Origin of the sequence: Acidovorax sp. JMULE5, assembly GCF_013376875.1 — a bacterium.
Lineage (GTDB): Bacteria > Pseudomonadota > Gammaproteobacteria > Burkholderiales > Burkholderiaceae_C > Acidovorax > Acidovorax facilis.
Window position 1 is genome coordinate 4,628,104 of the sequence record NZ_CP035951.1, and the last position, 22,236, is coordinate 4,650,339.

The window sequence follows — 22,236 nt, forward strand, 5'->3', positions numbered from 1 at the left end:
ATTTAGAAACAGGAGCTCCAAGATGACCATCGAAATGATCGAAGCCGAAGAATTCAACCAGGGCACCCAGATCAAGGTGATCGGTGTGGGCGGTGGCGGCAGCAATGCCGTCGAGCACATGATTTCCCGCAGCGTGCAGGGCGTGGAGTTTGTCAGCGCCAATACCGACGCGCAGGCGCTCACGCGCAGCTCGGCCCACCGTGTCATCCAGCTGGGTGGCAGTGGTCTGGGGGCGGGCGGCAAGCCTGAAAAGGCGCGCGATGCAGCCGAAGCGGCAGTGGAAGACATCCGCGACGCCATCCAGGGCGCGCACATGCTGTTCATCACGGCGGGCATGGGCGGTGGCACGGGCACGGGGGCGGCCCCGGTGATCGCGCGCATTGCCAAGGAGATGGGTATTCTGACCGTGGGTGTGGTGACCAAGCCTTTCGACTGGGAAGGTGGCCGCCGCATGAAGAACGCCGACGAAGGCCTGGCCGAGCTGGAAGCCAATGTGGATTCGCTGATCGTGGTGCTCAACGAAAAGCTGCTCGATGTGCTGGGCGATGACATCACCCAGGACGAAGCCTTTGCACACGCCAACGATGTGCTCAAGAACGCCGTGGGCGGTATCGCTGAAATCATCAACGAGTACGGCCAGGTGAACGTGGACTTCGAAGACGTGCGCACCGTGATGGGCGAGCCCGGCAAGGCCATGATGGGTACGGCCACTGCCAGCGGCCCCGACCGCGCCCGCATTGCTGCCGAGCAGGCCATTGCCTGCCCGCTGCTCGAAGGCATCGACCTGTCGGGTGCCAAGGGCGTGCTGGTGCTGGTCACCGCGAGCAAGGGCAGCCTCAAGCTGTCCGAGTCGCGCCAGGCCATGAACACCATCAATGCCTACGCATCGACCGACGCTCATGTGATCTTCGGCGCTGCCTATGACGAAACCCTGGGCGACGAGATCCGCGTGACCGTGGTGGCCACAGGCCTGTCGCGTGCCAACGCACGCCGCCAGCCCATCTCGGTGGTGCAAGGTGGCCTGCGCACGGGCACGGACAATATGGCCTACCAGATGCCCATGGCCGGTGTGGGAACGCTGGGGGGGGCTGTGGGTGTGCAAGGCGGCCACACGGGCAGCGCGCAAGCCGACTACGGCAGCATGTCGGTGCCCAGCGTGTGGCGCACCAACCGCACCCAGGCTGCGGCCCGTGTGGACGCGCTGTCCTCGGGTGGCATGGATGACCTGGAGATCCCGGCTTTCCTGCGCAAGCAAGCCGACTGATCGACAACAGGCTCTTCCATGGGCCGCAAGACAAGAAGCCCTGCCAGCACAAGCTGGCAGGGCTTCTTTTATGGCAGCGAGGTTTGATCGCGCTGTGCTTGTGTTGCTTCAGGCCCTTGGGGTCAGAAGGACTCCCAATCGTCGTTATTGTTGTCCGCTGCAGGTTTGGGGCTGCTGGCCTTGGGCGGCAGCGCCGCTGCTGGGGCCTTGGCGGGCGACGCAGGGCGGGGTGCAGCGGCCTTGGCCAGTGCGGGGCGTGGTGCGGCAGTGCGTACGGGAGCGGGTGTGGGGCGGGGTGTGGCTGCAGGGGCGGGCCGGCTTGCCGGGGACGGCGCTGGGGCATTGCTGCCATTGACACGGAACAGCGCGACCACCTGGGTGAGCTTCATGGCCTGCTCGCGCAAACTGTCTGCAGCGGCAGTGGATTGCTCCACCAGGGCCGAGTTCTGCTGCGTCATCTGGTCGAGCTGGTTCATGGCCGTATTGACCTGGGCAATGCCCTGGCTCTGCTCGGACGTGGCCGAGCGGATTTCGCCAATGATGTCGGTCACGCGCTGAACGCTTTCAACGATCTCGGTCATGGTGGCGCCCGCATTGCCCACCAGCTGTGTGCCCGATTCCACCTTTTCGACCGATGCGCCAATCAGGGCCTTGATCTCCTTGGCGGCTTCGGCACTGCGTCCGGCCAGGCTGCGCACCTCGCTGGCCACCACGGCAAAGCCCCGGCCTTGCTCGCCCGCGCGGGCTGCCTCGACGGCGGCATTCAAGGCCAGGATATTGGTCTGGAAGGCGATGCCGTCGATCACGCCGATGATGTCGCTGATCTTGTTGCTGCTGGCGTTGATGTCCTGCATGGTGGCCACCACCCGCGACACCACTTCACCCCCACGTGCCGCGACCGCAGCGGCCGATGTGGCCATCTGGTTGGCCGTCTGGGCGGAGTCCGAGGTCTGCTTGACGGTGCTGGTCAGCTCCTCCATGCTGCTGGCCGTGCTTTGCAGGTTGCTGGCGGTGTCTTCGGTGCGGTGGGCCAGGTCGTTGTTGCCCTGGGCGATTTCGCTCGACGCGGTGGCGATGCTGTCGGTGGCGGCGCGCACGTCGGTGACCAGCTTGCGCAGCGAGGTGACCATGTGGGCGAGCCCATCGAGCATCGAGCCTGGGTGGGCCGTGGGGATGTGTGTATCGAGATTGCCTTCGGCCACTTCCGACATGATCGCGATGGCGTCAGTAGGCTCACCCCCGATCTGGCGCAGCACGGAGCGCGATACGAACAGGCCGATGGCCCCCACCACAAGAATCACCACCACCACCATGGCCAGGCTCGACAGCAGGGCCTTGCGCAGCAGCATGTCTACGTCATCGGTATATAGCCCCGAGCCCACCATCCAGTTCCAGCCGTCTACACGGACGATGTACTGGAGCTTGGGCACCGGGGTGGTCTGGTTGGGGCGGGCAAACATGGTGGGGACAAACGCCTTGCCATCCTTGCTGCTGCGCATGCCGTTCACCAGCAGGGCGATGATGTCCACCCCCGAGCCGTCCTTGACCTTGCCCAGCATGTTCTGCCCATCCCACTCGGGTTTGAAGGGGTGCATCACCCCCACGCCCTCGGTGGTCCAGATGTAGAAATACTCGGTCTTGCCCTCGGGGCCGCCATAGCGCGCAATGCGCAGGGCGTCCTTGGCGGCCTTTTGGGCCTCCTCCTGGGGCATGGCGCCGCTGGCGGCCTTGGCCTGGTAAGCGGCCACAATGCTGTGGGCGGATTGGACGGCGGTGGTCAGCAGCTCTTTTCGGGACTCGGTGATGAGTCGTCGCTCCTGCAGGAGGGAGGTGACGGCCATGATCAGCAGCGCGACAAGCGCAGTGCCGATCATGAGCATGATTTTCATTTTGAAGCTGAGCTTGCTCATGGGAGTCTCCTGGGGGGCATTTGTGGTGTGTTCATGTTGTATCTTTTCAAGGCCCTCTGGCCCCAAATTGTGCGGCGAACCCGGGGGCCTGCGCAGTAGGTGAAAACGCGGCGGTAGCTCTACGTACGGGCCACAAGCGCTCCGGGCGTGGCGTCTGCAAGGCAGGCAAGACCTCAGCCCGTGCGGGACAGGGCGCCAGAAACTAAAATGGCAGGATGCTCCAGCAACGCACCCTCAAGACACTGACCCGCGCCGTAGGCGTCGGGCTGCACAGCGGCCAACGGGTCGAGTTGACCCTGCGGCCAGCGCAGCCGGACACGGGGATTGTCTTTCGGCGGGTGGATCTGCCACAGCCCGTGGACATCCCGATCCGCGCCGAGGCCGTGACGGACACCCGGCTGGCATCCACCATCGCGGTCGGCAATGCCAAGGTGCACACGGTGGAACACCTGATGTCGGCCTGTGCGGGGCTGGGGCTGGATAACCTTTATGTGGACATCACGGCCGAAGAGGTGCCTATCCTCGACGGATCTTCCGCATCTTTCGTTTTCCTGCTCCAGAGCGCAGGGGTCGAGCTGCAAAACGCGCCCAAGCGCTTCATCCGCGTCCTGCGGCCGGTGGAGGTCCGCGAGGGCGAGGGCGCCAATGCCAAATGGGCACGTTTGACGCCTTACCACGGCTACAAGCTCAGTTTCGAGATCGACTTTGACCACCCGGCCGTGGACTCCACCGGCCAGCGTGTGGAGTTTGACCTGGGGCAAGGCAACTACAGCCGCGACATTGCCCGCGCCCGCACCTTCGGCTTTACCCGCGATGTGGAGATGATGCGCTCCAACGGCCTGGCGCTGGGCGGCGGGCTGGACAACGCCATCGTGATGGACGACTACAAGGTGCTCAACAGCGACGGCCTGCGCTACGACGACGAGTTCGTGAAGCACAAGATCCTGGATGCCATGGGCGACCTGTACCTCATTGGCAAGCCCCTGCTGGCTGCGTACAGCGCTTTCCGCTCGGGCCACGCCATGAACAACCTCTTGCTGCGCGAGCTGCTGGCCCAGCGCGATGCGTGGGAAGTGGTTACCTTCGAGGATGAGCGCCAGGCCCCCACCGGCTTTGCTCAGCCCGCGCGGGCCTGGTAGCACGCACATGTTGATCTTTCGTTGGCTGGCCATGCTGCTGCTTCTGGCGGCTGCCGTGTCGTTTGCGTTTTATGCCGGTACGGGGCAGGCGCGCTACAAGCGCCTGGGGCTCATCATCCTCAAGTGGACGGTGATTGCCGCCGTCTTTTTCTTTGCTGTGATCCTCATCGGCCGACTCGCGTGATGCGCGGGCTCTGCAACGCAGTTTTTTCTCTGGCCTATACTCGCGCCTGCTCCGGGGTGTGCTGATGCGCTGAGATGCAAGAGGCCTGAAGAAATTCAGGCCAGCTTGCGAACCCGACGAACTTGATCCGGTTCATACCGGCGGAAGAAGAGCCGACCTCCTTGTCCCCGTGCCCGCAGTCCCTGTGGGCACGTCATGCCCCAGGCGCTGCCGCCCCTGGGGGGCGCACAGGTCCATTCCGGAGCAGACCCCACCGCCCCCGGAACCAGGAGACCTGCCCATGAACGCCCCCGATCCCCTCGCTCGCGAGAAATTTGCTGAATTGCTGGCGCTGACGCGCGAGCCCTTCCCCGCATCGCGCAAAGCCTATATTCCCGGCCAACTGCACACCGACCTGCGTGTGCCCGTGCGCGACATCGCGTTGACCAACGGCGAGCTGGTCAGCGTGTACGACACCTCCGGCCCTTACACCGACCCCGAAGCCGTGATCGACGTGCGCAAGGGCCTGGCCAGCGTGCGCGGGGGCTGGATCACCGGCCGTGGCGATGTGGAGCACTACGAAGGCCGCGCTCCCGTGGCGCTGGACGATGGGCAAAAGAGCGAAGACGCCACGCGCTTGGCCCAGCTGCGCGCCGAGGCCGCCGCCCTGCAGCGCAAGCCCCTGCGCGCCAAGGCGGGAGCCAACGTCACGCAGATGCACTACGCCAAGAAGGGCATCATCACGCCCGAGATGGAGTACGTGGCCATCCGCGAAAACGGCAAGCGCGAGTGGATGGAGCAGTACATGGCCGATGCAGGCCGCGAGCAGCGCCTGATGGGCAACCCGATGGGTGCCAGCATCCCGCGCATCATCACCCCCGAATTCGTGCGCGACGAAGTGGCCCGGGGCCGCGCCATCATCCCCGCCAACATCAACCACCCCGAGGTGGAGCCGATGGCGATCGGCCGCAACTTCCTGGTCAAGATCAACGCGAATATCGGCAACTCGGCCGTCACGTCGAGCATTGAAGAAGAAGTGGAAAAGCTCGTGTGGGCGATCCGCTGGGGTGCCGACAACGTGATGGACTTGAGCACTGGCAAGAACATCCACACCACGCGCGACTGGATCGTGCGCAACAGCCCCGTGCCGATTGGCACCGTGCCGATCTACCAGGCGCTCGAAAAGGTGGGCGGCGTGGCCGAAGACCTGACCTGGGAAATCTTCCGCGACACGCTGATCGAGCAGGCCGAGCAGGGCGTGGACTACTTCACCATCCACGCGGGCGTGCGCCTGGCCTACATCCACCTCACGGCGCAGCGCCGCACGGGCATCGTCTCGCGCGGCGGCTCCATCATGGCCAAGTGGTGCATGGCGCACCACCGCGAGAGCTTCTTGTACGAGCATTTCGAGGACATCTGCGACATCATGAAGGCGTACGACGTGTCGTTCAGCCTGGGCGACGGCCTGCGCCCCGGCTGCGCATCGGACGCCAATGACGAAGCGCAGTTTGCCGAGCTGCACACGCTGGGCGAGCTGACCCAGGTGGCCTGGAAACACGACGTGCAGACCATGATCGAAGGCCCCGGCCATGTGCCCATGCACATGATCCAGGCCAACATGACCGAGCAGCTCAAGACCTGCCACGAAGCGCCGTTCTACACCCTGGGCCCGTTGACCATCGACATTGCCCCCGGCTACGACCACATTGCCAGCGCGATTGGCGCCGCCATGATCGGCTGGATGGGCACGGCCATGCTGTGCTACGTGACGCCCAAGGAGCACCTGGGCCTGCCCGACCGTGATGACGTGAAGCAGGGCATCATTGCCTACAAGATCGCCGCCCACGCGGCCGATGTGGCCAAGGGCCACCCCGGCGCTCGCTCGCGCGACGATGCGCTCAGCCAGGCTCGCTTCGACTTCCGCTGGCAAGACCAGTTCAACCTGGGCCTGGACCCGGAAACAGCGAAGGAGTACCACGACGAAACCCTGCCCAAGGACTCGGCCAAGGTAGCGCATTTCTGCTCGATGTGCGGCCCCAAGTTCTGCTCGATGAAGATCACGCAGGAAGTGCGTGACTTTGCCAAGCAAAAGGGTGTGGCCGAGGCTGAAGCCCTGGCCCAGGGCATGCAGACCAAGGCGGCAGAGTTTCAGAAGGGCGGGGGCGAGTTGTACATCCCCCTGAAGCCTGTTTGAGAACAGTGCAATAAGCGCAGCTACTGGCCCCGAGGATTCCCTGAAACAGGGCCTCAGGGCCGTGCTTACCCTGTGCGGTGGATAGCCCCGCCCGGCATATAGTCCCGCCCACCCCCGGTTCAGAAGACCGGGAGGATGGGCGTGTGGCACTAAATTTGCTATGCTGAGTTATCTGTTAAAAAATGTAAGGAAGAGCCATGAATGCTCTCGGCCGCTTCTCTATCCGCACACGTCTTTACTTCGGAACCGTTTTTTCGCTGATTCTTCTGATCGTCATTGGCGCTATGGGCTATGTGGCCCTGGACCGCACCCGGGGCACATTGCAAGAGCTGTTTTCGCAGCGAGTGCAAACCCTGACCGATATGTCCGACCTGCGCACTACCCTGGGTGACCTGCGCCGGACCGAAAAAGACATCATCATCAATTTCAACAACTCGGTCGAGGTCTCTGCCCTGCGCGAGTCCTGGGCCAAGACCCTGGCTGCCTTGCGCAAGAGCTTGGCCGAGGTGCGCCAGGTGCAGTCGGGCGATGCAGAGTTTGTGGCCTCCATCGACAAATCCCTGGACGAGATCAAGCAGTACGAAACCGGCATTGCCCCCATCTTCGAGAAGATCGAGGGGGCGCAGCTCGATGGTGCGGGGGGCGGTGCCTACGCCGACCGCCTGAAGGTCCACATGGAGGCCACCGACAAGCTGTTCTCCAGCCTGGCCAGCGCGGCCCGCTCGCAGATGGACGAGGCCCGTGCGGGGGTTGAATCGCGCACTTCCACCATGTCGGCGTTGATTGGCATCGGGCTGGTGCTGGGGTTGGCGGTGCTGATTCCGCTCACCTTCTTCAGCGTGCGCTCCATCACCAAGTCACTGGGGCAGGCGCAGGAACTGGCCGACCGCATTGCCAGTGGTGACCTCTCTCGCGATGTGGCGGCCATGAACCAGGACGAGGTGGGCCAGCTGGTGTCGGCCATGGGCCGCATGCAGGACGCCTTGCGGGGCCTGGTGCGCCAGGTGCAGGACGCGGCAGGCAACATCACCACCGCCAGTTCCGAGATCGCCAGTGGCAACCACGACCTGAGCCACCGCACCGAGCAGACCGCGGCCAATCTGGAGGAAACCGCCTCGTCCATGGAGTTGCTGACCAGCACCGTGCAGCAAAGCGCCCAGTCCTCCCGCCAGGCCAGCGACTTCGCTTCGTCGGCCGCCGAAGTGGCCGCACGCGGTGGTGCCGTGGTGTCGCAGGTGGTGACCACCATGGACCAGATCACGACCAGCTCGCGCAAGATTGCCGACATCACCGGTGTCATCGACTCCATTGCCTTCCAGACCAACATCCTGGCGCTCAACGCGGCCGTGGAAGCCGCGCGCGCCGGTGAACAGGGCCGGGGCTTTGCCGTGGTGGCCAGCGAGGTGCGCAACCTCGCGCAGCGCAGCGCCGAGGCGGCCAAGGAGATCAAGGGTCTGATCGGTTCGTCGGTGGAACGCGTCGAAGATGGCTCGCGTCTGGTCAGCCAGGCCGGGCAGACCATGACCGAGATTGTCAGCAGTGTGCGCCGGGTGTCCGACATCATTGCCGAGATCACGGCCTCGTCGGCCGAGCAAAGCGACAACATCGGCCAGATCAGTCAGTCCGTGAGCCAGCTCGACCAGATGACGCAGCAGAACGCCGCGCTGGTGGAAGAGTCCACCGCTGCCTCTGAATCGCTGCGCGAACAGGCGCTGCACCTGAGCAGTGCGGTCAGCCAGTTCAAGCTGCAGGACGGCGGTGCTCCTGCACCCTCGGTCTTCAGCGCGGCAGCAGCGCCCGCTGCTCCAGCCGTGGCCCAGGCGCAGCGTCGGCCTGCGCTGCGCATACGGTAATTTTGAGCATTTTTGACCGCTAGCGCTTATCTATTAAGCGCTATTTGCTATAAAAACAATAGCAAACTAGGCCTCGGTGGCTGACTAGTCCCGCGTCACCCGCAGCACTTCCTCGCGGCTGGTGATGCCCGCAGCAATTAGGCGCTCGCCATCCTCGCGCATCAGGGCCATGCCGTCGGCCATGGCCGCAGTGCGAATGTCGGCTTCGGACGCCTGGTTGTGGATCTGCGCGCGGATCGCGTCCGTGGTCACCAGCAGCTCGAACACACCCGTGCGGCCTGCGTAGCCCGTGTGGCCGCAGGCATCGCAGCCCGCACCATGGCAGTGGCTGCAGTATTTGCGCACCAGCCGCTGGGCCAGCACGCCGAGCAGTGATGACGACAGCAGGAACGGCTCCACCCCCATGTCGGTCAGCCGCGTGACGGCGCTGGCTGCGTCGTTGGTGTGCAGCGTGGCCAGCACCAGGTGGCCCGTGAGTGAGGCCTGGATGGCGATCTGCGCGGTTTCGAAATCGCGGATTTCGCCGATCATGATGATGTCCGGGTCCTGGCGCAGGATGGCGCGCAGGGCCTTGGCAAAGGTCAGCTCGATCTTGCTGTTGACCTGCGTTTGCCCCACCCCGGGAAGCTCGTACTCGATGGGATCTTCCACCGTCATGATGTTGTTGCGCGTGGCATCGAGCCGGCCCAGCGCCGCATACAGCGTGGTGGTTTTGCCCGAGCCCGTGGGCCCTGTCACCAGGATGATTCCGTGCGGCTGGCTGATCAGGCCCTCGAAGCGGCGTAGCGTCTCACCCTGCATGCCCACGGCTTCCAGGCTCAGCTTGCTTTCGCTCTTGTCCAGCAGGCGCAGCACCGCGCGCTCGCCATGGGCGCTGGGCAGGGTGGAAACGCGTACATCAATGGCGCGGGTGCCCAGGCGCAGGCTGATGCGGCCGTCCTGCGGCAGGCGCTTTTCGCTGATGTCCAGGTCGGCCATGATCTTCAGGCGCGAGATCAGCGCGGCGTGCAGCGCGCGGTTGGGTTGCACCACCTCGCGCAGGGTGCCGTCCACGCGAAAACGCACGCTGGAATGGCGCTCGTAGGGCTCGATGTGGATGTCGCTCGCGCCGTCGCGCGCGGCCTGCGTGAGCAGGGCGTTGAGCATGCGGATGATGGGTGCGTCGCCCGCGGATTCGAGCAAGTCCTCGACGGCGGGAAGCTCCTGCATCATGCGCGAGAGGTCCGCGTCGCTTTCGACCTCGCTCACCACGGTGGCGGCGCTTGATTCGCTGTGCGAATACACGGCGCTGATGCGCTGGGCCAGGGCCGGGGCGTCCAGCGGCAGCAACTGCTGCACCGGGTGTTTGCGCAGCACTTCGGACAGCGCACCGGCGTCGGGGTTGGGGCCATGCCACAGCACCAGCTGGTGGCCGTCGTCCTCCAGCAGCAGCTGGGCGGTGCGGGCAAAGGCGTAGGGCAGGGGGTGGCGCATGGGCGTGGGTCCGTCAGAGCGCTTTGGGCGAGACCGTGGCGTTGAGTGCCAGACTGCGCACGGTGACGGCAGCGGCATTGGCAGCGTCTTCGGTGTTGTAGGGGCCCACACGCACGCGGGTGAGCGTGCCCCGGTTGGTGTCTACCGCCTGGATGGACAGGGGCAGTGCCGTGCTGCGCAGCTTGGTCATGGCGCTGCGCGATTCCGCATCCTTGCCGAACACACCCACGTTCACGTAGTACAGCGGCGCGGGGACCTGCGCCTGGGCCGTGGGGCTGGACTGCTCCACAGGCGCGCTGCTTTGGGGAGCGGTACCCGGTGTGGGTGGGGGGGGCGCTACAGGGGTGAGCTGCTGCATGGGAACGGGCACCGGCGCGGCGGGCTGCACAGGCATGGGGCTGGCGACAGAAGGCGCCCGCTCGGGCAGCGCGGGAAGGATGGGTGCGCCAGAGACCGAATTCATGACAGTGCTGGGGGCCGGCTGCGTGGCCTGCTGCAGAGCGCGGATCGCTTCGTAGCGGTCCACGACCAGTGCGTCGCTGGTGGCGTTGTCGCGCACCACAATGGGGCGCAGGAAGATCATCAGGTTGGTCTTGCGGCGCGAGCGGTTCTCGCTTTTGAACAGGTTGCCCACCACGGGCAGGTCACCCATCAGGGGCACCTTGTCCTCGCCCTGCGAGTAGGTGTCCTCCAGCAGGCCGCCGATGACGATGATGCTGCCGTCGTCCACCACCACGTTGGATTCGACCGCACGTTTGCTGGTGGTGGGGCCGGTGGCATTGGACAGGGTGGAGCGGTCGATCTTGGAGATCTCCTGGTAGATCGCCATTTTCACCGTGCCGTTCTCGCTGATCTGCGGGCGCACCTTGAGCATCAGGCCCACGTCCTTGCGCTCGACGGTGTTGAACGGATTCACGGTGCCGCTGTTGCCGGTGTTCGCATACGAGCCCGTGACGAAGGGCACGTTGTCGCCGATGAGGATGCGTGCCTCTTCGTTGTCCAGCGTCATCAGGTTGGGGGTGGACAGCACGTTGGCATCGCCGCTGTTCTGCAGGAAGTTGGCAAGCGCGCCCAGGTAATACTGGCCGTTGATGCGTGGCGCCAGAGCCAGGTTCAGGCCCCCGCCCAGGCCGCTCGCGGCAGTGGCGATGCTGCTGGTGCTCCCCGAAGCCAGCGCTGCCGTGATCCCCAGGATGTTGGCACCTGCTGCACCGGAGTTGGTGCCGATCACGCCCACCGTGCCATCGCCTTGTTTGCCCAGGATGCCCTGCCACTGGATGCCGAACTGCGCCACCTTGTTGGCGGCAACTTCCACGATCAGGCTTTCCACCAGAACCTGTGCGCGGCGTCCGTCGAGCTTGTCGATCACTGCACGCAGCTGGCGGTACAGGGGCTCGGGCGCCGTGATGATGAGCGAGTTGGTGGTGGGGTCGGCCTGGATCTGGCCGCCCGTGGACGGCTGGTTGTTGTTGGTGCTGCTGGTGCCCATGCCGCTGCCTCCCGAGCCTAGCCCCCCGCTGCTGCCACCTGATAGACCACTGCCGGTGGACAGCATGTTGCCGCTGGTGCCGCCACCGCCCAGGCCTCCACTGGGCGCGGCCGGTGCGGCACTTGCGCCCGCACTGCCACCGCCCGTGTTGCCGGTGCCGCCCATGGCTGCCATGGCGGCACGCAGCGTGGTGGCCAGCTTGGTGGCGTCGGCGTTCTTCAGGTACACCACATGGATGTTGCCGGTGGACGCACTGCTGCCGGGCGCTGGGGCCTGGTCCAGCTGGGCGACCAGCGCGCGCACCTGGGCCACACGCGCCGGGTTGGCGGCGCGCAGGATCAGTGCGTTGCTGCGCGGCTCGGCAATCAGCGTGGTCTTGAACGAGGTGTCCGCCTGCCCCTGTGCGGCGACCGGCGCGGCACCGCTGCCCCCGTCGATCAGGCGCGCCACCAGCGGCGCGAGGTCAGTGGCGACGGCGTTGCGCAGCGGGATCACTTCCACATCGCTGGCGTTGGAGACATCCATGGCCGCCACGATGCGCGCCAGGCGCTGCAGGTTGTCCGCGTAATCGGTGATCACCAGCGAGTTGTTGCCGGGGTTCACGTTGATGGTGTTGTTGGGGCTGATCAGCGGGCGCAGCACGGGCACCAAGTTGGCGGCGTTTTCAAAGTTGAGCTTGAAGATCTGGGTGACGATCTGACCGCCGCCGGGCGCGCTGCCAGAGCTGCCCTGCACCACGCTCACGCTGCCGCCTTGCAATTTGGCGTCGGCCTCGGGCACCACCTTGTACAGGCCTGCAGCCTCCACCACCGTGAAGCCCTGCAGCCGCAGCGCGGCCAGGAACTGCTGGAAGGCGGCGGCGGGCGACACGGCGCGTTCGGTGACCAGGTTGAGCTGGCCCTTCACGCGCGGGTCGACCACCACGTTGCGGCCCGTGATGGTGGCCATGGTGCGGGCCACGGCTTCGATCTCGGCGTTGGCGAAGTTCAGGGTGACGGGCTCGCCGGCGCGCACGCTGCCGGTGCCGGTATCAATGGTGGTTTGGGCAATAATTTGGCCGCTGGCGCACGCCAGTAGTGCGCTAGCTGCTATTGCTTTAAGAGCAAAACCCAGACGTGGTGACAACAAGGAGTTCATAGGTTCAACCCACGGTGATGATGGAGCGCGCGCCATTGCGCCGTCCAATGATGTTCAGAAGATTCGATAGGGCGGCTTCGCGCTCGGGGGTGGCACTGGCCTCGCCCGCAAAGCGCAGGCGGTTGCCCACCCACTGGCCGGTGCCGTTGAGCTGCAGGTGCCCGTCCAGCGTGCTCAGTGTGAGCGTGGGCGCCTCGCCGCCCTGCACCGCGAGGCGGTAGCTGCCCATGGGGCGCAGGGTGGACAGGCGGGACGACATGGCCCGTGCATCCAGCTGCACCTGGCCTGCCAGGGACATGCGTCCGGCACTCCAGCGCATGGTGAAGCCACGGGTCTGCAGCGCCAGCTGGCCCTGGGGCTGCAGCGTGTTCCAGGGCGTGCCCAGCCCGGTCAGCACGGAGGCCGGCCACAGGCTCTCGCCGTCGATGATGGTCAGGCGCGTACCGGACCAGCCGGCACTCGCCTGCAGTCGCAGGGGTGCAGGGGTGCAGCAGCTGGCATTCAGTTGCGCGTGCAAGCCACCCCAGCCGGGGCGGATGCGCCAGTCCAGGCGGCTGGGCAGGGCGGCGCTGTCCTGGCTGGCCGAGCCCCCCGTCAGCACCAGTTGGGCCGAACCTGTCCAGACCGTACCGCGTGCCTGCAGCAACTGTACCTGTCCGCCCGTTGCGCTGGCGACGCTTTGTGCCAGCCAGTGCGCGGGTGCAAACGCCACCACGGCGGGCACTACGCCCGCCACAGCGCCGACCAGCGCCCAGCCCCATGCGCTGCGGGGAGTGCGGGGTACGGGTTTTCGGTGTCGTGAGGAGGTGGCCACGGGGAGAGGGTGTCTGTGCGGGGGGGCTGATTCAGGGCTGGGCAGGCGGCAGGGCCAGCACCAGGGTGCCGTCCCAACGCGGCATCGCCGTGGCCGCGTTGCCCAGTTTGACCGGTGCCGGGGCGTTGGGCGCGGAGCCTGCAGGCGCGGCGCTGCGCGTCAGGCGTGCCTCCACCGGGGCGGCGCGGGCGTTGCTGCGTGCCTGGGCCAGCCATTGGGCCAGCGCATCGGCGGGAGCGCCTTTGAGCGTGACGGTGGCGCGGTCGCCCACCACATTGAGCTGGGCCGTATTGCCCAGGCGCTGTGTGAGCGCGGTACGCAGCGCACCGACGGAATCGCCGCGCGTGTTGCGTGGGGCCGACTGCAGCTGCTGCGCTTCGGCGCGCAGGCCTTGCATGCGCTGCAGCTGTGAGTCCAGCTCGGCATGGCGCGCGGGTGCGGCGCGCAACGTGGACAGGGCAGGGGCCACGGCCAGCCACCACAGCAGGGCGAACGCGACGAGGCCACCTGCGGCCAGGACCAGGGTCTGCTCACGGGGGGCCAGGGCCTGCCAGCGGGCGCGCAGGGCGGGAGAGGTGATGACAGTCATGGTGTGCCTTCAGCGCGCAGCAGCAGGCTGCCATCGTCCAGCCGGGCCCGGTAGCCCGCAGCCTGCAGGCGGGCCGAGAGCACGGTTTCTTCGTCGGGGGCCAGCGTGACGCCGCGCAGGCGCAGCTCGCCGGGGGCGTATTCGATGCCCGTGGGCTGGCGACCGCCGGGGAGGGAGGCTCCGGCGGCGGCAAGCAGGGGCTCCAGGTCGCGGGCCGAAACGGCGCCGGCCGCCTGCCGCAGCTGGGCCAGTTCGCGCTCCATCTGCACAGGGGCATCCACCACCACCTGCACCTTGGGGAAAGTCTGGGTCAGCGTGGACCGCACGGCCGCCTGTTTGGCGGCTAGCGCCTTGCGCTCCTGCCAGGCCCAGGCATTGAGCCCCACCAGATGCGCCACCACCAGCAGTGCCGCGCCCCAGCGCGCTGCGCGCCACTGCGGGGCGTTCAGCAGTGCGCTGGCCAGGCTGCCCGCCTTGCGCAGCGCCCGGGTGCGGCCGGTGCTGGCCAGATCGAACTGGGCCAGATCCCAGTCGCCACGCGCTGCGTCCAGCGCCCGCTGGCTGGCCGTGTGCAGAGCCACGCGCTGGCCCAGCGTGCGCTCTGCCAGGGCCGCGACCGCAGGCTCGGCGCGCACCACGGGCGCATCGTCTCCGTCCGTGGCCGCATTCTGGGGGAGCCCGGCACGGGCCAGCATCACGGAGGCAATGGACAGGGGCAACACGGCCACGCCGTGGTCGGCACCCTGCCCAGTCAGCACCACGCAGGCGTCTTCGGGGGTGCCCAGGGCGCACAGCTCGGGGCGGCCACTTTGGGTGGGGCCGGGGGCGAATTCAGGCACGACACGGGACACGCGGCGACCAGCGGCTTCCAGGGCCTGCAGGTTGTCGCGCAGCCAGGTGCGGTCGCACACCGCCACCCACACGGGTTCTCCGGGATTGGCATCCGGCTGGATGGCAAAGTGCAGCTGCGATGCGTCGTCGAGCAGGCGGTCTTCAAGCAGACCCTCCAGCACCGACCGCAGGCGCGGTGTCTGCTGGCCCGCGCCCAGTGCCAGGCCGGGCGGCAGTTGCACCCGTTGCCAGGACAGCGCCCGGGCGGGCACCACGGCCACCACTTCGCCGCCGGGGCGCGTGGGTTCGGGCAGCAGCGCGGCCGGGGCAGTGGCGTGGCGAAGGGCAGTATGGCCGTCCGCCGTCAGCGTGTAGCTGTACTCGGTGGCCGGCCCCGGACGGGCCGGCGGCAGGAAAAGGATGAGGGTGCTCATGGACAGGTTTTGCGGGCCATTTTAGGGGGCGGGCTTGACAGTGCGGGCCGAACCTGCAGATGTGTTGCAGATGTGTCAGATTTCAGCGCTGCGCCTCCCGAGCGCCCGGGGCGGTTTCGCGGTCAAAAGCACCCCGTTCGCGCCACAGTGTGGTGACCTCGATGCCCTGTTTGCGCACCAGGGATCGCTCGTCCACCATGGCATCGCCCAGGCGCAGGCGGCCGCGCACCTCAAAGTACGAAGAGGCCACGGCGTGGGCGCCTTCGTTGATGTCGATGCTGGCGCCCAGCAGGTCGCGCACCTCGCTGAGCGTGCGGAAATGCCGGGCCTCGCGGGCCTGCAGCATCTTTTGGGCGCTGGCCATGTCCAGGCCGTCGATGGCGGCCAGCAGCACGTCGATGTCGGCGGTGTTGAGGTTGACCGGTGCGCGCACGGGCAGCAGCGTGACGTGGGGCGCCAGGCGGGCCACGGTGGTGGGCGCCAGGCCCAGCCAGCCCAGTTGCGTCATGGTGGGGGGCAACAGTGGGGCGTTGGCGCTGTCGGTGCCTGTGGTGGTCTGCGCGCGCCGCAGGGCGTCGGTGAGCAGACTCAGATCCTGCAGCGGCAGCCCCAGGCGTTCGAAGAGCCGCGTGAACTGCCGCAGTGCCAGGGTTTGCACGTTGCCGTTGTCGACCAGGTTGGTCAGGTTCAGGCGGCCCTGCATGTCCGAGATCTGCCCCGACAAAAAGGCTTCGGTGGTGTCGGTGGTGGCGTCGTCCACCTGGCTGACGTTCTTGTCGGCCGCGAGAAAGGTGGACAGCCGTGCCTCCTGCAGCGGCACGGCCCAGGGCTCGGCCAGGTGGTCCGCACCGCCCGAGCGCCCGTCTTCGCGCAGGATCAGGCGCGACCAGTCGAGCGCGCCGACCAGAATCCAGGTGGACTGCACGCGGCCGCGCTCGGCCGTCTCGACCTCGACCGCGCGCCATTGCTGCCACATGGACGCCGCTGCAAAGGTCGCCACGAGGGTGACCGTGAGCATGGCCAGCAGCAGCGCCGCACCGCGTTCCCTGCGGACCGGGCGTGGCCCCATGTGGAATCCCCGTGGGGCGCTGTGAAACTGGCGCGGCCCAGACCAGTGCCACCGTGGAGCTGGCTTTGCTAGGCCACGGGTGGCGTCCCCCTGGGGGGAAGCGGCGCAGCCGCTCAGGGGGGGCTGATCATGTCCGACCCCCACCCAGCACGGGGTTCACCCAATCGCGTGTGAGCCGCCCCACCAGGGCCTGACCGGGCGGCAGCGTGATCTGCAGGCGCACGCCGTCGGGGATGGCCGAGGTGCCCACCGGGGTGGTGCCACTGCTGGACAGCGGGTTGGACCACGCACCGCCCCGGTAGTAGAAGATCTGCCAGTCCTCCAGCGGCAGCAGCGTCATCTCATGGCGCCGCTCGGCGTCGCCCGGGCTGCGCGCCCACTGCGCGGCCAGCTGCCACGCCTCCTGCCACTCGGCGCGCGTGCGCACCGGGGGCGACTGCCAGCGCATCCACTGGCCCACACCCTGGCCGCCCCGGCGCGTCCAGGCCACCACCAGGGCGCCCTCGTCGGGCACTGCGCTGGTGCGCCGCGTCAAACGCAGCACCTGGCCGTCCCAGTCGAGCGGCGTGGTGTTGGCAATGGGCAGCAGTGCATCCAGGTCTGTGCCCCACTGGCCCAGGGCAGACTGCAGCACCAGCATCTCGTCGGCCCGCTGGCGCGTGATCTCCTGCGCCCGCACCATCCCATCCAGCCCCCGCCAGCTCAGGATGGCCAGCAGGCTCATCACCGCAATGGCCAGCAGCAGCTCCACCAGCGTGAAGCCGCGCGAGTCCCTGGCGTGTGAAACTGGCGCCGCGCCATCGCGAGGACGGCCAGCAAGGGCCGCCCCGCAGCAAAGGCTGTCGTCCCCACGGGGGGACGGCGCGAAGCGGCTCAGGGGGGAGCTATCGACGGACATCAATACCTTCCGATGATGGTCGAGATGCGCAGGATCGAGTTGTCGCCATCCAGCACCTGCGCGTCCATCCGGCGAAAGCTCGGGTTGGGCGTGGGCCGCACGATCAGGGCCACGGTGAGCTGGCGCCCGGCCTGTTCGCAGGTGACCTGGCTGTCGCCCACGCTGGGCATCTGGCGCGACAGGCGCGCATAGACCAGTTCGTTCTCGGCACACAACTGGGCCAGCACGATGTCTGACTGACGCAGCGCGTTGCGCGTGAGCGCCGTGGTGGCCTGCAGCCCCGCCATCAGTGCAATGGCCACGATGCTGAGCGCCACCAGCACCTCCACCAGCGTGAAGCCGCGCTGCCGCCTGCAACGGCGTTGGGGGGGCAGGGTGGACTTCATTGGACGGTCTCGACGGTGAAGGGGCGCACCCCGTCGGTGGCAATGCGCAGCGTGCGCTCGGGATAGGCCTGGTGGGTGATCAGCACCTGCTGGGGGCCAATGAGGGGCTCTGGCCCCAGCACCAGCAGCGTTGGCGCGCGCACCGTGGTGCCCGCATCCAGCCACTGGCCGGGCATCGCCGCCAGTGCGCTGGGCGGCAGGCCCTCGAACCGGAACCCTCCGGCATCGGCACGCCAGCGCACGGGCATCCCCCCGGCGCGCGACTGCGCACGCGCAGATTCCAGCAACGCCGCCAGCCGGGCTGCCTCGCGCTCGACCAGCGTCTGCCCGCTGTCGCGCATGGCGATGCTCACACCGGCGGTGGCCAGGGCAATGATGCTGATGACCACCAGCAACTCAAGGAGGGTGAAGCCCCCCTGAGCCGCCGCGCGGCTTCCCTTCGGGGGGGAGATGCCGATGGCCTGGCGAAGCCAGTTCCACGACATCCCTGGCCGAGGGAGCGCCAGTTTCATGGAGCAGGGGTCTGTCGCGAAGAGCCGGTCGTCATTGCCAACTGCCAATATCGGCATCCTTGCCTTCACCGCCCGACTGCCCATCGGCGCCGAACGACATCACGTCGATCTCGCCCTTGATGCCAGGGTTCAGGTACTGGTACGGACGGCCCCAGGGGTCGTTGGGCAGTTTTTCGAGGTACAGCTTCCAGTTGTTGGGCACGGGGCCCGAGCTGGGCTTGGCGATCAGCGATTGCAGGCCTTGTTCGGCCGTGGGGTAGCGCTGGTTGTCCAGGCGGTACAGCTTGAGCGCCTGCATGATGTTGGTGATGTCGGTGCGGGCAGCGGTCACGCGGGCGTCGTCGGCGCGTTCCAGCACATTGGGCACGATGAGGGCGGCCAGCACGCCGATGATGACGAGCACCACCATCAGCTCGATGAGGGTGAAGCCACGGGCCACGTTCGTGGCCAGGCGGTGGCGGGCGGAGCGCAAGAGGAGGGGGAAAGAAGTGTTCACTGCTGGCGGTCTCTCGGATGGTCGAATCGCGTGAATCATAATCCCCGCATGGTGACCAATACGTACAGCAAATGGGGCGTCCGCCTGGGGACTCTGGCGCTATGGGCCGCCGCAGGCGCCAGCGTGGTTTTTTGGGGGCTGCGCCTGTCGGCCCCTGCGGCCGGAGCCGCTGCGCCCGTGGTGCTACCACCCCCCGTGGCGCCCGATGCGCAGGCTCTGGCCCGGCTGCTGGGGGCTGCGCCCGCCGCCCCGGGGGTGGTCGCAGCCGCCCCGGTGGCAACACTGGCCAGCCGCTTCGCACTGATCGGGGTACTCTCGGGCCGCAACAGCGGGGGCGGCGCCGCGCTGATCGCGGTGGATGGAAAGCCCGCCAAGCCTTTCCGCGTGGGCGCCGCGGTGGATGAAGGGCTGGTGCTGCAGGCGCTGGGCCCACGCCAGGCGCAACTGGGGCGCGATGCTGGTGGCCCCGCCACCCTCACGCTGGACATGCCGCTCAAGCGTTGATGCTTGATGCCGGGGCAGGGGGCTCCGGCTCCTATCCCAGTTCGATCCTCTCCCACTCGCCCCAGCCCGGCGCGGCAACGGGCCATTCTTCCGAGCGCGGCAGCACGCCGTTGCCGTGCGCCTTCAGCCACGCCATGCTGCGGATGACCCCGGCGTGGGTGATCCACACCACATCCTGTGTGGCCCCGGGGCCGTGGTCCTGCAGCGCAGCCGCCACGCGGGCCAGCACCGCCGCCAGGTTTTCCCCCAGGCCAGGGCGGTAGCTTGCGAAGGCGGCCGTCCAGGCGTCGATGTCGCTGCGGGCAATGGCCTCCCAGGCCTGCCCCTCCCAGCTGCCAAAGTCCATTTCGCGCAGGCGGGCGTCGGGTTTTGATACCAAATCGGGCCGCAGCGCTTGAAGCTCTATCGCAAGCTGCTCGCATCTTTGTAGCGTGGAGTGAATCACCCGCGCCTGGGGGGGCAGCGCGGCGGCCAGGTGCTCTGCGGCAGCGCGCGTGGCGGCGGGGTCGGCGGGGATGTCCAGCGCCCCGTAGCAGGTGCCGGGTGCCACCAGCGGCTGGGCGTGGCGTACCAGCCAAAGGCGAGTTTTGGGGGGGGCGCCGGTCACATCCAGCGCAAGGCCAGCGCCGCGCCCAGGTAAAAGCCGATTTCGCTGACCTGCTGCGTGGCACCCAGGCAGTCGCCGGTAAAACCCTGCAGCCTGCGCGCGAACCAGCGGGCCATCCAGGCGGCGGCAAGGGCGCTGCAGAGTACGGATGCTATAAAATAAATAGCTGATTGCGCTTGATAGACAAGCGCTAGCGGCATAAAACACCACAAAAATGCCGCCAGCAGCGCGCCGCCCGAAATCTGGTCGGCCAGCGGCTTGCTTTTGGACCGGGCGGTGTCGCCCACATGCGGCAGGCTGCGCACGATGAGCAGCGGCCAGAAACGCGACAGCACATGCGCCCCCACCAGCGCGGCCACGGCGGCCAGCAGGCTGTGGGCACCCAGCAGCGCCAGCAGGCTGAGCTTGGCCAGCAGCGCCAGCACCAGCGCCATGGCCCCGAAGGCGCCAATGCGTGAGTCCTTCATGATGTCGAGTGCCCGCTCGCGATCGGCGCTGCCGCCCAGGCCATCGGCCACGTCGGCAAGCCCATCCTCGTGAAAGCCGCCGGTCATCAGCACCGTTGCGATGGTGCAGAACACGGCGGCCACGGTGGAGCCCAGTGGGTTGGGCGCCAGGGCCCAGTGCAATGCGGCATAGACGCCCGTGGACAGCAGCGCGGCCAGCCAGCCAATGCCCGGAAAGTGCGCCGCGCTGGCCCGCAGCATGGCGGGGCTGTAGCCGACCCAGTCGGCCAGCCGACCAGTGACCGGGATGCGGGTGAAAAACTGCACGGCCAGCAGATAGTGGCGCAGGGCTTGCATGGGTTGGCTGGGGCTATGTCAGATTTGATAGCTGCTAGCGCTTTATGGATAAGCGCTGGAGGCCAATTTGGCCCATATTTTGGTTACTTGGATCGCAGGAACAGCCGGTAGGCCGGGTTCAGCGTCTCTTCCACATACGGATAGCCCAGCGTGGCCAGGAAGGCGTCGAACGTGGCGGCGTCTTCGGGCGGCACCTGCATGCCCACGAGGATGCGGCCATAGTCGGCGCCCTGGTTGCGGTAGTGGAACAGGCTGATGTTCCAGGTCGGCTGCATCAGGCTCAAAAACTTGAGCAGCGCGCCGGGCCGCTCGGGGAAGGTGAAGCGCATCAGGCGCTCGTCCTGCGCGAGCGCCGAATGCCCGCCCACCAGGTGGCGCAGATGCTCCTTGGCCAGTTCGTCGTGCGTCAGGTCCAGTGCCTCGAAGCCGTGGCGGCCGAAGTTCTTGGCGATTTTCTCCGACTCGCCCTTGCCATTGGTGGTGATGCCCACGAACACATGGGCCTGGGCGGCGTCGCTGATGCGGTAGTTGAACTCGGTCACGTTGCGCGGGCCGCCGGGCAGGCCGCCCACCACCTCGCAAAAGCGGCGAAAGCTGCCGCGTTCTTCGGGGATGGTGACGGCCAGAAGCGCCTCGCGCTCCTCGCCCACCTCGGCGCGCTCGGCCACAAAGCGCAGGCGGTCGAAGTTCATGTTGGCGCCGCACAGGATGGCGGCGTAGGTTTCGCCCTTGGTTTTCTTTTCAGCAACGTACTGCTTGATGGCCGCCACGGCCAAGGCCCCGGCAGGCTCGACAATGCTGCGCGTGTCCACAAAGATGTCCTTGATGGCGGCGCAGACGGCGTCGGTGTCCACGGTGATGAACTCGTCCACCAGGCCGCTGTGGGCGATGCGGAAAGTCTCCTCGCCCACCAGCTTGACGGCGGTGCCGTCCGAGAACAAACCCACGTCGGCCAGCGTCACGCGCTCGTGCGCCTTGACGGACTGGATCATGGCGTCCGAGTCGTTCATCTGCACGCCGATCACCTTGATCTCGGGCCGCACGGCCTTGATGTAGTTGGCCACGCCCGAGATGAGCCCGCCGCCGCCAATGGCCACAAACACGGCGTCGAGCTGGTTGCTGCCCAGGCTTTGCAGCTGGCGCAGGATCTCCATGGCGATGGTGCCCTGGCCGGCAATGACGTCCGGATCGTCGAACGGGTGCACAAACGTCAGGCCCTGTTCCTTTTCGAGCTTGACCGAGTGCCCGTAGGCGTCGGAATAGCTCTCGCCAAACAGCACGACCTCGCCGCCCAGCGTCTTCACGGCGTCGATCTTGAGCTGCGGCGTGGTGGTCGGCATCACGATGACCGCGCGGGTGCCCAGCTTGTGGGCGCTCATGGCCACGCCTTGCGCGTGGTTGCCGGCCGACGCGCAGATCACGCCGCGTGCCAGCTGCTCGGGCGTGAGGTGCGCCATCTTGTTGTAGGCGCCCCGCAGCTTGAAACTGAACACGGGCTGCTGGTCCTCGCGCTTGAGCAGCACTTTGTTGTGCAGGCGGCGGCTGAGGTTCTTGGCGGGCTCCAGCGCCGACTCCACCGCCACGTCGTACACGCGGGCGGTCAGGATTTTTTTCAGGTAGTCGGCGGGGGTGAGGTGCTGGGTCATGGCAGGGCAGGTGGGGCCGCCACGG

Annotated in this window: 20 protein-coding genes and 1 riboswitch; of the genes, 6 read left to right on the forward strand and 14 right to left on the reverse strand. The window is 67.1% G+C overall.

What is annotated here, in order from left to right; translation table 11 throughout:
- The first annotated feature begins 22 nt into the window (after positions 1-22).
- The gene (gene ftsZ, locus EXV95_RS21080; RefSeq protein ID WP_055399554.1) at positions 23-1,264 is read left to right on the forward strand and encodes a cell division protein FtsZ; all 1,242 of its coding nucleotides are present in this window, start codon (positions 23-25) and stop codon (positions 1,262-1,264) included.
- 122 nt (positions 1,265-1,386) lie between these two features.
- On the opposite strand, the gene EXV95_RS21085 is transcribed toward ftsZ, so the two are convergent.
- On the reverse strand, positions 1,387-3,174 hold the full coding sequence (locus EXV95_RS21085) for a methyl-accepting chemotaxis protein (RefSeq protein ID WP_176888337.1): 1,788 nt from the start codon (positions 3,172-3,174) through the stop codon (positions 1,387-1,389).
- Between the two features lie 215 nt (positions 3,175-3,389).
- On the opposite strand from EXV95_RS21085, the gene lpxC reads away from it, so the two are divergent.
- From lpxC to EXV95_RS21105, 4 genes are all read left to right on the forward strand, one after another.
- Entirely contained in the window at positions 3,390-4,313 is a 924-nt protein-coding gene (lpxC, locus tag EXV95_RS21090) for a UDP-3-O-acyl-N-acetylglucosamine deacetylase (protein ID WP_121422316.1), read from the forward strand.
- A 7-nt stretch (positions 4,314-4,320) separates the two neighbouring features.
- Positions 4,321-4,497: a hypothetical protein gene (locus EXV95_RS21095; protein WP_176888338.1), complete on the forward strand. Its 177-nt coding sequence runs from the start codon at positions 4,321-4,323 to the stop codon at positions 4,495-4,497.
- A gap of 42 nt (positions 4,498-4,539) precedes the next feature.
- Positions 4,540-4,663, forward strand: a riboswitch (TPP riboswitch).
- Positions 4,664-4,777: 114 nt separating this feature from the next.
- A complete protein-coding gene (thiC, locus tag EXV95_RS21100) occupies positions 4,778-6,670 on the forward strand; it encodes a phosphomethylpyrimidine synthase ThiC (protein WP_176888339.1) in 1,893 nt (630 codons plus the stop codon).
- 197 nt (positions 6,671-6,867) lie between these two features.
- Positions 6,868-8,523 (forward strand): methyl-accepting chemotaxis protein, encoded by a 1,656-nt coding sequence (locus EXV95_RS21105; protein ID WP_055398550.1) that lies wholly within the window; start codon positions 6,868-6,870, stop codon positions 8,521-8,523.
- A gap of 84 nt (positions 8,524-8,607) precedes the next feature.
- Here the strand turns inward: EXV95_RS21105 and EXV95_RS21110 are convergent, their stop codons facing one another.
- The 10 genes from EXV95_RS21110 to gspG form a co-directional block, all read right to left on the reverse strand.
- Positions 8,608-9,996: a GspE/PulE family protein gene (locus EXV95_RS21110; protein ID WP_176888340.1), complete on the reverse strand. Its 1,389-nt coding sequence runs from the start codon at positions 9,994-9,996 to the stop codon at positions 8,608-8,610.
- A gap of 13 nt (positions 9,997-10,009) precedes the next feature.
- The gene (gspD, locus tag EXV95_RS21115; protein ID WP_176888341.1) at positions 10,010-12,622 is read right to left on the reverse strand and encodes a type II secretion system secretin GspD; all 2,613 of its coding nucleotides are present in this window, start codon (positions 12,620-12,622) and stop codon (positions 10,010-10,012) included.
- A 4-nt stretch (positions 12,623-12,626) separates the two neighbouring features.
- On the reverse strand, positions 12,627-13,436 hold the full coding sequence (gene gspN, locus EXV95_RS21120) for a type II secretion system protein N (RefSeq protein WP_255484829.1): 810 nt from the start codon (positions 13,434-13,436) through the stop codon (positions 12,627-12,629).
- A gap of 31 nt (positions 13,437-13,467) precedes the next feature.
- On the reverse strand, positions 13,468-14,025 hold the full coding sequence (gspM, locus tag EXV95_RS21125; protein WP_055398546.1) for a type II secretion system protein GspM: 558 nt from the start codon (positions 14,023-14,025) through the stop codon (positions 13,468-13,470).
- The gene (gene gspL / locus EXV95_RS21130; protein WP_176888342.1) at positions 14,022-15,290 is read right to left on the reverse strand and encodes a type II secretion system protein GspL; all 1,269 of its coding nucleotides are present in this window, start codon (positions 15,288-15,290) and stop codon (positions 14,022-14,024) included. The genes gspM and gspL overlap by 4 nt, the downstream gene beginning before the upstream one ends.
- An 82-nt stretch (positions 15,291-15,372) precedes the next feature.
- On the reverse strand, positions 15,373-16,359 hold the full coding sequence (gene gspK / locus EXV95_RS21135; protein WP_176888343.1) for a type II secretion system minor pseudopilin GspK: 987 nt from the start codon (positions 16,357-16,359) through the stop codon (positions 15,373-15,375).
- Positions 16,360-16,486: 127 nt separating this feature from the next.
- Complete coding sequence (locus tag EXV95_RS21140) at positions 16,487-17,257, reverse strand: type II secretion system protein J (RefSeq protein ID WP_176888344.1); 771 nt, start codon at positions 17,255-17,257, stop codon at positions 16,487-16,489.
- Entirely contained in the window at positions 17,257-17,643 is a 387-nt protein-coding gene (gene gspI, locus EXV95_RS21145; RefSeq protein WP_055398542.1) for a type II secretion system minor pseudopilin GspI, read from the reverse strand. The genes EXV95_RS21140 and gspI overlap by 1 nt, the downstream gene beginning before the upstream one ends.
- Positions 17,640-18,155, reverse strand: a complete 516-nt coding sequence (locus tag EXV95_RS21150; RefSeq protein WP_255484830.1) for a prepilin-type N-terminal cleavage/methylation domain-containing protein — start codon at positions 18,153-18,155, stop codon at positions 17,640-17,642. The genes gspI and EXV95_RS21150 overlap by 4 nt, the downstream gene beginning before the upstream one ends.
- A 31-nt stretch (positions 18,156-18,186) precedes the next feature.
- Entirely contained in the window at positions 18,187-18,627 is a 441-nt protein-coding gene (gspG, locus tag EXV95_RS21155) for a type II secretion system major pseudopilin GspG (RefSeq protein WP_176889139.1), read from the reverse strand.
- 72 nt (positions 18,628-18,699) lie between these two features.
- On the opposite strand from gspG, the gene EXV95_RS21160 reads away from it, so the two are divergent.
- Entirely contained in the window at positions 18,700-19,155 is a 456-nt protein-coding gene (locus EXV95_RS21160; RefSeq protein WP_176888345.1) for a type II secretion system protein N, read from the forward strand.
- A gap of 31 nt (positions 19,156-19,186) precedes the next feature.
- Here the strand turns inward: EXV95_RS21160 and EXV95_RS21165 are convergent, their stop codons facing one another.
- The 3 genes from EXV95_RS21165 to ilvA form a co-directional block, all read right to left on the reverse strand.
- Positions 19,187-19,768, reverse strand: coding sequence for a histidine phosphatase family protein (locus EXV95_RS21165; protein ID WP_370460278.1), 582 nt, complete (start codon positions 19,766-19,768; stop codon positions 19,187-19,189).
- Complete coding sequence (gene cobS / locus EXV95_RS21170) at positions 19,759-20,565, reverse strand: adenosylcobinamide-GDP ribazoletransferase (protein ID WP_176888347.1); 807 nt, start codon at positions 20,563-20,565, stop codon at positions 19,759-19,761. The genes EXV95_RS21165 and cobS overlap by 10 nt, the downstream gene beginning before the upstream one ends.
- An 83-nt stretch (positions 20,566-20,648) precedes the next feature.
- Positions 20,649-22,211, reverse strand: coding sequence for a threonine ammonia-lyase, biosynthetic (gene ilvA, locus EXV95_RS21175; RefSeq protein WP_121507527.1), 1,563 nt, complete (start codon positions 22,209-22,211; stop codon positions 20,649-20,651).
- Between the last annotated feature and the right edge of the window lie 25 nt (positions 22,212-22,236).